Source organism: Kitasatospora sp. NPDC056783, assembly GCF_042789895.1.
GTDB lineage: Bacteria > Actinomycetota > Actinomycetes > Streptomycetales > Streptomycetaceae > Kitasatospora.
In genome coordinates, this window is the sequence record NZ_JBHUAF010000248.1 from 1 (window position 1) to 12817 (window position 12817).

Below are 12817 nucleotides of genomic sequence, written 5' to 3' on the forward strand. Positions count from 1 at the left end.
CCCCCGGAGCCGGGGGAGCCGTCCGGGGGTGCGGCTACGCCGCGCTGGTGTCCGTACGGACCTCGGGGCGGCCGGGCTCGGCCCAGCGCGTGTGGTAACTGCCCTCGCGGTCGGTGCGGTGATAGGTGTGCGCGCCGAAGAAGTCGCGCTGGCCCTGGATCAGCGCGGCGGGCAGGCGCTCGCCGCGCAGGGTGTCGAAGGCGGCGAGCGCGGCGGAGAACGCCGGTACCGGGATGCCGTGCTGGACCGCGCTCGCGACCACCGTGCGCCAGGCCGCCTGGGCGTCGTTGATCTCGGCCGCGAACTGCTCCTCGGCGAGCAGGCTGACCAGGCCGGGATCGGCGGCGTGGGCGGCACGGATCCGGTCCAGGAAGGCGGCGCGGATGATGCAGCCGCCGCGCCAGATCTTCGCGACCGCTCCCAGGTCGATGTCCCAGTCGTACTCGGCCGCGGCGTCGCGGATCATGGTCCAGCCCTGGTCGTAGGCGATGACCTTCGACGCGTAGAGGGCCTGCTCGACGTCCCGGGTGAAGCGCTCGGCCTCGTGCGGGCGCAGCTCGTGCCGGGTGCCACCGGACAGCGGCCGGTAGGCCTCGCGCAGTTCGGTCCGGGCGGAGGAGACCCGGGCGAAGGTGGCCTGGGCGATGGCGGTGACCGGGGAGCCGAGGTCGAGGGCGGTCTGCACGGTCCAGCGCCCGGTGCCCTTCTGCTCCGCGGCGTCCCGGACGATGTCCACGAAGGGCTTGCCGGTGGCGGCGTCGGTGTGGGCGAGGACCTCGGACGTGATCTCGATCAGGTAGGAGTCGAGGCGTCCCTTGTTCCAGCGGCGGAAGATCTCGGCGATCTCGGCGGGGGTGAAGCCGCCGATCTCCCGCAGCAGGTGGTAGGCCTCGGCGATGAGCTGCATGTCGGCGTACTCGATGCCGTTGTGCACCATCTTCACGAAGTGGCCGGCGCCGTCGGTGCCGATGTGGGTGCAGCAGGGATCACCGTCGACGTGGGCGCTGATCTTCTCCAGCATCGGGCCGAGGACGCGGTAGGACTCGGCGGAGCCGCCGGGCATGACCGACGGCCCGTTCAGCGCGCCCTCCTCCCCGCCGGAGACGCCGCTGCCGACGAAGTGGATGCCGAGTTCGCGCAGTGCCCGCTCGCGGCGGCGGGTGTCGGCGAAGTGGGCGTTGCCACCGTCGATGATCATGTCGCCCGGCTCCAGCAGCGGCGCGAACTCGTCGATCACCGCGTCGGTGGCCGAACCGGCCTTCACCATCATCAGCAGGCGGCGGGGCCGCTCCAGCGCGGCCACGAAGTCCTGCGGCGACTCCGCCGGGACGAACGAGCCCTCGTGGCCGAATTCCTCGACCAGCGCCCTGGTGCGCCCCGGGGTGCGGTTGTGCACCGCGACCGTGTAGCCATTGCGGGCGAAGTTCCGGGCCAGGTTGCGGCCCATCACCGCCAGCCCCGTCACGCCGATCTGTGCGGATGCCTCCATGGCGGCTGCTTCCTCTCTCGGGGGTTCCGGTGGGCCCGCGGTTCCGGCGGGCCCGGGCCTCCGGCGGGCCCGCAGGCCTGGATGCCCGCGAGATCGTACCTCGGACTCCTCGGGCCGGGAGGCCCGATGCGCCACGGGTGGCCGGAACCAGGATCATCGGCGGAGGACGGGGCCGCTCGGGGGGTTACGCCGCCCGGATGTTTCCGGACCACGCGCCCCGTGCCGGGTCGCGCGGGCGGTGTGGCGGGGGGTACGGCCACTCCCCGCGGGGTTCGCGCACCCGGGCGCCGGGGTGGACGGTCCGGTCAGCCGGCGAGGGTCTTGTCGAGGGCGTCGAGGCCGTCGGCGTAGATGGCGGTGAACAGGTCGACGGCCTCCTGCTCGGTGGCGTTGACCGGGTTGAAGCGGCCGGACCACTGGACCTCGGCGACGTCGTCGCGGCCGGGGACGGCGTGGACGCGGATGGTGGAGACGTAGCCGTCGACCGGGAACGGGGCCTGGAGGATGGCGTAGCTGTACTGCCGCTCGGTCTCGTCGAAGTCGACGAGGCGCTCGATGATGACCTGGCCCTCGGGGTTCTTCAGCTGCCGGACGCGGCCGCCCTCGGCCGCGACGCTCTCGGGGATGTAGGGGAGCCAGTCGGGCAGGGCGTCGAAGCCGCCGATGAGGCTCCAGACCTTCTCGGGGGTGGCGGGGACGACGCGGCTGACGGAGGTGGAGGCCATGATCGCTTCTCCTGGGCTGTGCTGGGGTGGGGGTTGGCGGGGCTGGGGCCGGGGCCGGACGGGGGGCCGGCGGGGCCGGGGCCGGACGGGGGGCCGGCGGGGCCGGCGGGAGGCCGGCGGGGCCGGCGGGAGGCCGGCGGGGCCGGGGGTTCAGGCGCCGTTGGGCAGCGGAGCGGCCGGGCTGACCAGGCCGGCGGCGCGCAGCTCGGTCCAGAACGCGGCCGGGACGCTCTCGCGCAGCGCGGCCTGGTCCTCGGCGATGCGGCCGGGCTTGGTGGCGCCGGCGACGACCGCGGCGGTGGCCGGGTGGGCGAGGGAGAACTGCAGGGCGGCGGCCTTGATGCTCACGCCGTGCTTCGCGGCCAGGTCCTTGAGCCGGGTGACGCGCTCGATGATGTGCGCCGGGGCTTCCTGGTACTCGAAGTGGGTGCCGCCGGCGAGGACGCCGGAGCTGTAGGGGCCGCCGACGACCATGTCGACGTTCTGCTCCTGGGCGAGGGGCAGCAGGCGCTGGAGGGCGTGCTCGTGGTCGAGGAGGGTGTAGCGGCCGGCGAGGAGGAAGCCGTCGGGCTTGGGCTCGTCGAGGGCGAGGGTGAGCTCGATCGGCTCGGTCTTGTTGACGCCCAGGCCCCAGGCCTTGATGACGCCCTCGTCGCGCAGCCGGGACAGGACGCGGAAGGCGCCGGTGCGGGCCTCCTCGAACTTGCCCAGCCACGCGTCGCCGTGGAAGTCCTGGGCGATGTCGTGGACCCAGACGATGTCCAGGCGGTCGGTGCCCAGGCGCTTGAGGCTGTCCTCGATGGAACGCTCGGTGGCCTCGGCGGTCCACACGTGGAGCATCTTGTTGGGGTTGCCGTGCTCGAACAGGCCGCCCTTCTCGCCGAGCTCGCGGGCGCCCTCCTCCTTCTCGTCGAGGATGACGCGGCCGACCTTGGTGGACAGCACGTAGGCGTCGCGCGGCTTGGCGGACAGGACCTCGCCCAGGCGCTCCTCGGCGAGGCCGGCACCGTAGAAGGGGGCGGTGTCGTAGTAGCGGACGCCGTGTTCCCAGGCGGCCTCGACGGTGGCCAGGGCCTCGATGTCGGGGATGGCGCGGAACATGTTGCCGAGGGGGGCGGTGCCGTAGCCGAGCTTGCCGGGGAGGATGTTCTTGAGGGCCATGTCGGTTGCCTTTGCGGAGCGGGCGGGCGGCCGTGGGGAGGGGGCGCCCGCCGGGGGTTGCGCCCACACCGAGCGATTGGTGCAGACGCGCCTTACATGCAGAGACAATAGTTGCATGCGCGGGGCAATGCAAGGGGTGGGCCGCCCGGGACGGCGGGCGGGCGGGAGCGGGACCCGGCGCCCCTCCCCCGCCCGCCCGGCCGGGCCCGGGTCAGGAGACGGTGAAGACCACCTGGTCGACGGTCCAGAAGGCACCGTCGGTGCCGGTGCAGCGGAACTGGAAACGGACGGTGGCGGCACCGGCCGGGACGGTGACGGGGAGGTTCTCGACCGTGTTCAGGTCGCTTCGGCAGGACTTCACCGGCCGCGGGGCGCCGTTGTCGAAGACCACGCAGAGGTCACCGGTCTGCGGCCCGTCGATCTTGCAGTCCGTGGCGAAGGACAGCACCCCGCGGCTCGCGCCGGTCACCGGACAGGCCGGGCTGACCGGGGTGGAGTCGAACCGGCCGGCGCCGTGCGCCTTGTCGTCCCACTCGTCGGAGTCGGCGACGGCGAAGACGTCGCGGGCGCGCACGTCGGTCTCGCGGGACTGGCCCGGCTCGGCGTCGCTCCAGAACTCGTCGGTGGCGAAGGTCCAGCCGCGCCACTCGGTGACGCCGCCGCCGGGCATCCGGGAGTTGTCGACGCTCCAGCCGGCCGGCGGGGTGTGGGTCCGGCCCTTCACCGCGGCCGGGATGCCGCTCCCGTCGGCGCGGGACCGCAGGAGCGGGCGCAGCGCGTCGAAGGCGTCGGGGGCGATCTCGCCGACGGGGCGGCCGTCGAGCTCCCAGGCGGGGTCGACGGCGGCGCCCTCGTGCTTGAGGACGGTGGGGGCGATGTCGACCGGCTTGACGTCGTGGCGGCGCGAGCCGGGGGCGCAGCCGACGCCGCCGGCGATCAGGAAGGTCTGGCGCTCGTTGGCGCTGCTGCCGCCGTGGCCGCCGGCGTCGGTGTGGCCGTGGTCGGTGGTGACGATGACCAGCCAGTCCTCCGAGGCGTACGTGGGGCGGGACTTGACGGCCTGGAGGACCTGGCCGACCAGGGCGTCGGCGCAGTGCAGGGCGGCCAGGTGGTCGGGGCCGGCGCCGCCGCGGTCGTGGCCGGCCTCGTCGACCTGGTCGAAGTGCAGGAAGGTGGCGTCGGGGTTGCCGTGGGCGAGGTAGTCGACGGCGTCCGCGGCGGTCCTGGTGTCGTTCTCGCCCTCCTGGAGGCGCACGTCGGCGCGGCCGTTGAAGACGTTGCCGGCGATGGGGTCCCAGGAACCGATCACCAGGGTGGAGCCGGCGGGGTCGGCGTTCTCCAGGCGGGTGGCGAAGCCGGGGTAGAGGTCGAGGCGGGAGCCGGTGAAGTTGTTGTCCTTCACCCGGTGCCTGTCGGGCCACACGCCGGTGGCGACGGTCGACCGGCCCGGGCCGGAGAGGGTGGGGGCCAGCGGGTTGGCGCAGAGGTCGCCGGTGGCGGTCATGCCGCCGGCCATCAGGGCCTTGAGGCTGGGGGCGTCGGCGGTGAGCAGCTTGTCGCAGCGGGTGCCGTCGACGCCGATGACCAGGGTCTTGGCCTGCCTGGTACCGCTGGGCAGGCCCCGGTACGGGCCGTCCGCGGCCGAGGCGGCAGAGGAGAAGGCGGCAGAGGAGGAGGTGATGACGGGGGTCGCGGAGGAGGAGGCGGAGGAGGTGATGACGGAGGCGGCGGAGGAGGCGGAGGAGGTGATGACGGAGGCGGCGGAGGCGGCGGAGGAGGAGGCGGAGGTGATGGCGGGGGCGGCGGCGGGGGCGGCGGCGGGGGCGGCGGCCCAGGCGGTGGCGGGGGCGGCGGCGGCCGTGGCGGCGGCGAGGGCGGCGGTGCGGGCGGAGCGGGAGGTGCGCGACACGGGGGCTCCCAACTGGCCGTCAGTACGGTGCGGCTGCACCGCGGGTGAGGATCGGTCAGGCGGGCGAGGACGACCGCTCGCCGAACGCACGGCCGTATGAACAACCGCCGAAATTCAGACCAGACCCGTTATACCCCCATGATCTTCGGCCCCGGGGGCGGCCGGACGGCCCGCGGGGCGCTCGGTAGGCTTGCGCGGTGAACCAGCCCATCCCCCGCCCCGGCCCCGAGCCCGCCCGCGCCGGCGTCCCCGAGCACGGCCGGGTGCCCAAGTACTACCTGGTCAAGGCCCGGCTGGAGGAACTGGTCGCCGAACTGGGCCCGGGCGGGCGGCTGCCCACCGAGGCCGACCTCGCGCAGCGCCACGGCGTCGCCCGGGCCACCGTGCGCCAGGCCCTGCGCGAACTGCTGCTGGAGGGACGGCTGCGCCGGCAGGGCCGGGGCACCGTGGTCGCCGGCCCGAAGATCGAGCAGCCACTGTCCCTGAGCAGCTACACCGAGGGCCTCTCCCGCCAGGGCCTGCGCCCCGGGCGCACCCTGATCACCCTGGAGGAGCTGCCCGCCGACGCGGCGACGGCCCGCCTGCTGGACGTCCCCGAGGGCGAGCCGCTGTGGCACCTGGAGCGGGTGCTGCGCGCGGACGAGGAACGCGTCGGGCTGGAGTCCACGTACGTGGCCGTCACCCGGGTACCCGCGCTGGCACGGGAGTTCGACCCCGACGGGTCGTTCTACGGCTACCTGCGCGAGCACGGGGTACGCCTCGGCACGGCGCACGAGCGGATCGAGACGGTCCTGGCCAGCCCACGCGAGGCACTGCTGATCGGGACCCCGCCGGCCCTGCCGATGCTGCTGCTGCACCGGCACAGCCTGGACGCCGGAGGACGGCCGCTGGAACAGGTACGCACCCTCTACCGGGGCGACCGCTTCAGCTTCACCCTCGCACTCGGCACCCCGAACGACAACTGACCAGACAGAGGCCGGACGGAGGCGCGGGGCCGGACGAACGGACAGGGACCGGACGAACGGAGGCGGACGGGGACGCGCGGAACCGGCGGGCGCGGGCCCAAGCCGACCGTCAGCCCGAGGACGGCGCAACCCCGACCGGACCGCCCCGCCGGGCGGGCGGCAGCGCACCCCCGATCAGGGCCTCCAGGTCGATGGCATCGGGTTCGTAGAGCCAGGCGATCAGCCCCCCTAGCACGAGCGCGACCAGCCACTGCGTGCTCGTGCGCGCTTCCTCCTTCCCCAGCGACTGCGCCGCCGCGAGGTCGTCCGCCGTGGCGGCGAGGTTGTCGGCGAGCCGCTTGGCCATCTGGGCGTGTGCCGGGTGGGAGGGCACGGTGGCTTCGCACATGAGCACGATCTCCGCCGCGGCCTGCCAGCGGGGACGGTCCAGCAGTGCCCGGAGCCGGCTGTAGGGATCCGACTCGTCCTCCGCGGCGGCGAACAGCTCCGCGAGGACCAGGTCCAGGAGTGCGTGCTTGGTGGGGGCGACGTGCACGAGCGCGGCCTTGGTCAGTCCGGCCTCCTCCGCGACGGCCTGCATGGAGGTGCCGTGGTAGCCGTGGCGCGCGTACAGGCGCGCCGCGGCTTCGACCGCCCGTGCGCGTGACGTCCGCTCCGGCGGCGGATCCGCGTTCGCGGTGTCCGCCGGCCGAGGTGCGGGCCCGGGCAGGGTGAACGCGGGCAGGGCGGGCCCGGGCGGAAACCCGCTCGCCTTCATCTCGTCTTCGTGGGCGTCGAGTTGGGCGGGGATGTCGATGAGGCCGGGGAAGTAGAGCGAGAGGATCTGCAGGCCGTCCCACGCGGCGCCGAATCGCTGGACGGCCAGCAGGGCCGAGCGTTCGTCGCGCCCGGACCCGCTGAGCATCTGCACGCCCAGGCGGGTGCCGACCCGTCGGCGCGTCCGCATGAGTTCGTGACCGGGGTGCTCGGGGCTGGTCGCCTCGCCGAGCAGTGCGGTGAACAGGGGGATCCAGCCGCGCGCGTCGGCATTGCGCCGCGCCGTCTCGGCCGCGGAGGGGGTCGTGCCCGTGGAGTCCGCGCCGGCCGCGATCCAGTCGCGGTGCCTGCGGTCGAGGCGGTCGACGAGGGCGGTGAGGATCTCCTGCTTCGAGGCGAAGTGGCGCAGCAGTGCCGGGTGGGAGATCCCCGAGGCCGCGGCGATGTCGCGCAGCGACGTGGCCCGGTAGCCGGAGCCGATGAACAGCTCGTGGGAGGCGTCGAGGATGCGTTCGACGCGCTCTCGTCCGGTCCGGTAACTGCCCCGCTTCATTGCCATCGCTCCAGTATCGCTGCTGTGTTACCCTTCCCAAACCTTACCACCCAACTGGTAACTTTTCGTTGCGTTGGGACGAACGAAGGAGCGACATGGCCGACCTGCGCAAGGACTTCCTCTGGGGTGCCTCCACCTCCCCGCACCAGGTGGAGGGCAACAACCTCAACTCGGACTGGTGGGCCCTGGAGACCTCCCCCGCCTCCCCGTTCCCGGACCGCAGCGGCGACGCGGTCGACAGCTACCACCGCTACGGCGAGGACATGGCCCTGCTGGCCAGGGCCGGGCTGAACGCCTACCGCTTCGGCTTCGAGTGGGCCCGGATCGAGCCGGCCGACGGTCAGTTCTCCCATGCCGAGCGCGACCACTACCGGCGCATGGTCGACGCGGCACTGCGGCTCGGTCTCAAGCCCGTGGTGACGCTGCACCACTTCACCCTGCCGCGCTGGTTCGCGGAGTCCGGCGGCTGGCGCCGGCCGGACGCGGCGGACCGCTTCACCCGTTACATCGAGTTCATCGCCCCGGCGCTGCAAGACGTGGACTGGATCTGCACGATCAACGAGCCGAACATGCTCGCGGTGTTCGCGACCATCCAGGAGGCCCTCTTCAAGGTGGCGGACAGCCAGGGAGCCGCCGCGACGGAACTCGCGACGGCGATGGCCAAGGTCGTCCCCGACCAGGCTCTAGGGGACACGCTCGCGCAGGTGCACCGGCGCGCCGTCGAGGTGGTGCGCGCGACCACGAACGCGAAGGCGGGCTGGACCGTCGCACAGCAGGCGTTCACCCCCACCGAAGGCAACGAGGACGTCTTCGAGCGCGTCCACCACGAGTGGGAGGGCTTCTACCTCGACGTCGCCCGCGGCGACGACTTCCTCGGCGTGCAGGCCTACACCAGCCAGCCGGTCGACGCGAACGGCCCCGTGCCGCACCCGCAGCACCCCGACAACTCCCTGACCGGCTGGGCGTACCGGCCCGACGCCCTGGGCACAGCGCTGCGCCGTGCGTGGGAGGAGACCGGCGGCGTTCCCCTGCTGGTCACCGAGAACGGCATCGCCACCGACGACGACACCCGGCGGATCGCCTACACCACCGAGGCGCTCGGCCACCTGGAGAAGGCGGTCGCGGACGGCGTCGACGTGCGCGGCTACCTGCACTGGTCGGCGCTCGACAACTACGAATGGGGCCGCTACGCGGCCACGTTCGGCCTGATCGCCGTGGACCGGGAGACCTTCGCGCGCACCCCGAAGCCCAGCCTGGCCTGGCTCGGCGCCTGCGCCCGCCGCAATGGCCTGCGCTGACCCCGGCGACGAAACGGAGACCCCGGATGCCCAAGCACGCAGATCCCGGGCCCGCCCACGGCCTCTCCACGACGGCCGACGCCGCGCCGACCGACCCGCAGGCCGCGCGGCCCTCCCACAAGGTGCCGCCGGCACTGCGGCGACTGTTCCGCACCGCCCCGTTCGTCGCCCCGATGGCCCCGATCGCCTACTCCGTCACGGTCTACTACGTCGCCATCCAGGTCGAGCACATGGACCCGGACGCGAAGACCTCGAACCTCGCGCTCATCAACGCGCTCGCCGCCGTGGCCGCGATGCTCGCCCAGCCGATCGTGGGCGTACTATCGGACCGCACCCGCAGCCGCTATGGCGCGCGAAGACCCTGGATGCTCGCCAGCGCCTGCCTCGGCGCCACCGCTCTGCTCACCTGCGGACTCGCACCGAACCTGGCCGCGCTCACCGTGTGCGTCATGCTGGTGCAGTTCGGGTTCAACGCCTTCCAAGGGCCCTTCTCCGCGCTGCTGCCCGACCGGGTCCCCGACCATCTGCGCGGCCGCTACTCCACCGGCGTCGGGCTGGGCATGCTGCTCGGCGCCGTCCTCGGCCCGATCGTCGGCTCGCTGTTCACCGACGACATCCCGCTCGGCTACGCCGTCATCGCGGGTGCGACGCTCCTCGTGATCGTGCTCTTCGTGGCCCTCGTGCCCGACCGCGACAACCGCGGTGAACCGCGCCGGCCGTTCTCGCCGCGCGCCTTCCTCGCTGCCTTCTGGGTCAACCCGGTCCGCAACCCCGACTTCTTCTGGGGCTTCGCGGGACGCTTCCTGCTGTTCGGCGGCTACGCGATGCTGAACACCTACCAGCTCTACCTGGCCCAGGACTACGTCGGCCTGACCCTGGAACAGGCGAAACGAACCGTGCCGCTGCTCAGCCTGGTCGCCCTGCCCGGGATCCTGGTGGCAACCACGGTCGCCGGACCGCTGTCCGACCGCCTCGGGCGACGCAAGCCGGTCGTGCTCGTCTCGGGACTGCTCATCTCCGCCGGCGCCGCGATCCCACTCGCCCTGCCCTCGGTTCTCGGACTCGCACTGTCCAGCTTCGTCGTCGCGTCGGGCTTCGGCGCCTTCGCCGCCGTCGACCAGGCCCTGATGAGCTCCGTCCTGCCCAACCCGGAGGACTTCGGCAAGGACCTCGGGGTCCTCAACCTGGCCGCGACCCTGCCCAACACCATCGCGCCCGTAGCAGCCGCGGGCATCGTGCACGCCTTCGGCGGCTACGCCGCGCTCTACCCGGTCGTCGGAGTGATCGGGTTCCTCGGCGCCCTCGCCGTCCTCCCCATCCGCAGCGTTCGCTGACCCGGATCCTCCCCCACCCCCGCCCTCACCTCCACCCTTGCCCCATCCACCGAAAGGAGCGGCGATGTTCGCCTCCCCGCTCGTCACGGCGCTGCTGGAGCGCCTCACCCTCGAACAGAAGGTGCGCCTGCTCACCGGCGCCTCCCTGTGGACGCTGCACGACGAACCCGCCGTCGGCCTGCGCCCCATCGTCGTCTCCGACGGCCCCACCGGAGTCCGCGGCTCGGCCCTGGACGACCGCGACCCCTCGGCGAGCCTGCCGTCCGCCGGCTGCGTCTGCGCCACCTGGGACCTGGAGCAGGTCCGCCGGCTCGGCGCCCTGATCGCCGCCGAGGCCCGCGCCAAGGACGTCGACGTCGTGCTCGGCCCCACCGTCAACCTGCACCGCTCGCCGCGCGGTGGCCGCCACTTCGAGGCCTACAGTGAGGACCCCTACCTCACCGGCGAGTTCGGCGCCGCCTACGTCACCGCCGTGCAGGCGCACGGCGTGGCGACCACGGCCAAGCACTACGTCGCCAACGACTCCGAGACCGACCGCTTCACCGTCGACGCCCGGGTCGACGAGCGGACCCTGCGCGAGGTCTACCTGGCCCCCTTCGAGCGGATGGTGAAGGAGGGCACCTGGCTGGTGATGTCCGCCTACAACTCCGTCAACGGCACCACCATGACCGCCAACCCGCTGTTGCGGGACCCGCTGAAGGACGAGTGGGGCTTCGACGGCGTCGTCGTCTCCGACTGGATGGCGGTGCGCGACACCGAGCCGTCGGCCAACTCCGGCCAGGACCTGGCCATGCCCGGCCCGGACGGGGCGTGGGGCGACGCGCTCGTCGAGGCCGTCAAGGCCGGACGCGTCCCCGAGGACGCGATCGACGAGAAGGTCGCCCGGCTGCTGCTGCTCGCCTCGCGCGTCGGCGCCCTGGAGAGCGGTCCGGCGACTGTCCCGGTCGAGCCCTGGGACGACACCGCGATCGCGGGCCTGCTGCGCGAGGCCGCCGCGGACGGCATGGTCCTGGCCCGCAACGACGGGACCCTGCCCGTCCCGCCCCGGGAAGGACTGGCCATCGGCGTGATCGGGCAGCACGCGCTGCGTGCCCGCGCCCAGGGCGGCGGATCGGCGTCCGTGTTCCCGCGCCGCGTCGTCACGCCGCTCGACGGTCTGCGCGAGGCCTACGGTGCGGACGCCGTCGACTTCGCCCCCGGCCTGCCCCCGGTCGACGAACTGCACCCCTTCGTGGGCGGCACGGTTCATGACCCGCTGACGGGAGCCCAGGGCGTCCGCGTCCGCTACCTCGACCAGGACGGCGAGACGTTCAGCGAGGAGATCATCCCCTCCGGGAGCTTCTCCTCGTTCGGCGACGCGCGACTGGCCCGGGCCACCCGCATCGAACTGACCACCCGCTTCACCCCGGACCGCGACGGCCGCCACGACCTCGGCTTCGCGGGACTGGGCGGCTTCACCTTCGAGATCGACGGCGTCACCGTCGGCACCGGCTCGCTCGGGATCCCCGAGAGCGGCGACTTCATGGCCGCCCTCCTCAACCCCCCGTCGCGCGTGTCCTCCCACGACCTCAGCCGCGACCGGACCGTCGAGCTGCGCCTGACCTACACCCCGGAGCTCCTCGGCGTCCCCTTCGCCAGCGTCAAGCTCGGCTTCAAGGACCTCTTCGGTGACCCGGCGCGGGAGTTCCGGCGTGCCATCGAGACGGCGGCCGCGAGCGACGTCGCCGTCGTGGTCGTCGGCACCACCGAGGCGATCGAGTCCGAAGGCTTCGACCGCCCGGGCCTCGCCCTCCCCGATGGGCAGGACGAGCTCGTGCGCCGCGTCGCCGAGGTCAACCCCCGCACCGTCGTGGTCGTCAACTCCGGCGCCCCGGTGCTGATGCCATGGCTCGACGAGGTCGCCGCCGCCGTCCTGGCCTGGTTCCCCGGCCAGGAGTTCGGCGCGGCCCTCGCCGACGTCCTGACCGGCGCCCGCGAGCCGGGCGGCCGCCTGCCCACCACCTGGCCCACCCGCGAGGAGGACGTCCCGGTCTGGGAGGTCACGCCCGACAACGGCCGGCTCGCGTACACCGAAGGCCTCCACATCGGCTACCGCGCCTGGCTCAAGCGCGAGGCCGACGGTGGCAACCCGCCCGCGCTGCCCTTCGGGTCCGGCCTCGGCTACACCACCTGGCAGATCGGCGCACCTACCGTCACCACCGAGGGCGACCGCGTCGTCGTCCTGGCCGAGGTCACCAACACCGGTACCCGGCACGGCAAGCAGGTCCTGCAGGCCTACCTGTCCCGTCCGGGCTCGACCGTCGAACGGCCCGTCGCCTGGCTGGCCGGGTTCACCACCGTGCGGGCGGACGCCGACGAGCGGGTGCGGGCGCGGATCGAGATCGCCCCGCGGGCGTTCCAGCACTGGGACACCGAGGCACACGCCTGGGTGACCGAACCCGGCGCCTTCACCCTCCGGATCGCGACCTCCGTCGCCGACCCCGGCCACGGCGTGCCCGTCGACCCGGCCGCCCAGGGCTGACGCCCACCCCCCGACCCTCGTCCCGCCCCCGGCCTCCAGGCTCGGACGCACCCGGTCGGGCGAGGCGACGATCCGGCGCAGCTCCTCCTCGGTCACCTCGGCGACC

The 12817-nt window shown here is 73.4% G+C and carries 9 protein-coding genes; 4 read left to right on the forward strand and 5 right to left on the reverse strand.

Annotated elements, in window-relative coordinates:
• Positions 1-34: 34 nt before the first annotated feature.
• The 4 genes from gndA to ACFRMQ_RS28010 form a co-directional block, all read right to left on the reverse strand.
• Positions 35-1489, reverse strand: coding sequence for an NADP-dependent phosphogluconate dehydrogenase (gndA, locus tag ACFRMQ_RS27995; RefSeq protein ID WP_380733435.1), 1455 nt, complete (start codon positions 1487-1489; stop codon positions 35-37).
• 305 nt (positions 1490-1794) lie between these two features.
• Entirely contained in the window at positions 1795-2214 is a 420-nt protein-coding gene (locus ACFRMQ_RS28000; protein ID WP_380733436.1) for an SRPBCC family protein, read from the reverse strand.
• 150 nt (positions 2215-2364) lie between these two features.
• Positions 2365-3375, reverse strand: coding sequence for an aldo/keto reductase (locus tag ACFRMQ_RS28005; RefSeq protein ID WP_380733437.1), 1011 nt, complete (start codon positions 3373-3375; stop codon positions 2365-2367).
• A gap of 211 nt (positions 3376-3586) precedes the next feature.
• Positions 3587-5284 carry an alkaline phosphatase family protein gene (locus tag ACFRMQ_RS28010; protein ID WP_380733438.1) on the reverse strand — a complete coding sequence of 566 codons (1698 nt, stop codon included), beginning with the start codon at positions 5282-5284 and terminating at the stop codon, positions 3587-3589.
• A 197-nt stretch (positions 5285-5481) separates the two neighbouring features.
• Here ACFRMQ_RS28010 and ACFRMQ_RS28015 point away from each other — a divergent pair, with 197 nt between their 5' ends.
• Positions 5482-6249 (forward strand): GntR family transcriptional regulator, encoded by a 768-nt coding sequence (locus tag ACFRMQ_RS28015; protein WP_380733439.1) that lies wholly within the window; start codon positions 5482-5484, stop codon positions 6247-6249.
• A 109-nt stretch (positions 6250-6358) separates the two neighbouring features.
• Here the strand turns inward: ACFRMQ_RS28015 and ACFRMQ_RS28020 are convergent, their stop codons facing one another.
• Positions 6359-7564, reverse strand: coding sequence for a TetR/AcrR family transcriptional regulator (locus ACFRMQ_RS28020; RefSeq protein WP_380733441.1), 1206 nt, complete (start codon positions 7562-7564; stop codon positions 6359-6361).
• Positions 7565-7653: 89 nt separating this feature from the next.
• Here ACFRMQ_RS28020 and ACFRMQ_RS28025 point away from each other — a divergent pair, with 89 nt between their 5' ends.
• The 3 genes from ACFRMQ_RS28025 to ACFRMQ_RS28035 all read left to right on the forward strand — a co-directional run bounded on the left by ACFRMQ_RS28025 (position 7654) and on the right by ACFRMQ_RS28035 (position 12711).
• Positions 7654-8856, forward strand: coding sequence for a glycoside hydrolase family 1 protein (locus ACFRMQ_RS28025; RefSeq protein WP_380733442.1), 1203 nt, complete (start codon positions 7654-7656; stop codon positions 8854-8856).
• Positions 8857-8882: 26 nt separating this feature from the next.
• Positions 8883-10190 carry an MFS transporter gene (locus ACFRMQ_RS28030; RefSeq protein WP_380733443.1) on the forward strand — a complete coding sequence of 436 codons (1308 nt, stop codon included), beginning with the start codon at positions 8883-8885 and terminating at the stop codon, positions 10188-10190.
• Positions 10191-10254: 64 nt separating this feature from the next.
• Complete coding sequence (locus tag ACFRMQ_RS28035) at positions 10255-12711, forward strand: beta-glucosidase (protein ID WP_380733444.1); 2457 nt, start codon at positions 10255-10257, stop codon at positions 12709-12711.
• Positions 12712-12817 lie beyond the last annotated feature (106 nt).

Excerpts from the sequence above, each read along its gene's own strand:
- gndA (WP_380733435.1), bottom strand. The coding sequence starts at position 1,489 with ATGGAGGCATCCGCACAGATCGGCGTGACGGGGCTGGCGGTGATGGGC.
- ACFRMQ_RS28000 (WP_380733436.1), bottom strand. The coding sequence starts at position 2,214 with ATGGCCTCCACCTCCGTCAGCCGCGTCGTCCCCGCCACCCCCGAGAAG.
- ACFRMQ_RS28005 (WP_380733437.1), bottom strand. The coding sequence starts at position 3,375 with ATGGCCCTCAAGAACATCCTCCCCGGCAAGCTCGGCTACGGCACCGCC.
- ACFRMQ_RS28020 (WP_380733441.1), bottom strand. The coding sequence starts at position 7,564 with ATGGCAATGAAGCGGGGCAGTTACCGGACCGGACGAGAGCGCGTCGAA.
- ACFRMQ_RS28025 (WP_380733442.1), top strand. The coding sequence starts at position 7,654 with ATGGCCGACCTGCGCAAGGACTTCCTCTGGGGTGCCTCCACCTCCCCG.
- ACFRMQ_RS28030 (WP_380733443.1), top strand. The coding sequence starts at position 8,883 with ATGCCCAAGCACGCAGATCCCGGGCCCGCCCACGGCCTCTCCACGACG.
- ACFRMQ_RS28035 (WP_380733444.1), top strand. The coding sequence starts at position 10,255 with ATGTTCGCCTCCCCGCTCGTCACGGCGCTGCTGGAGCGCCTCACCCTC.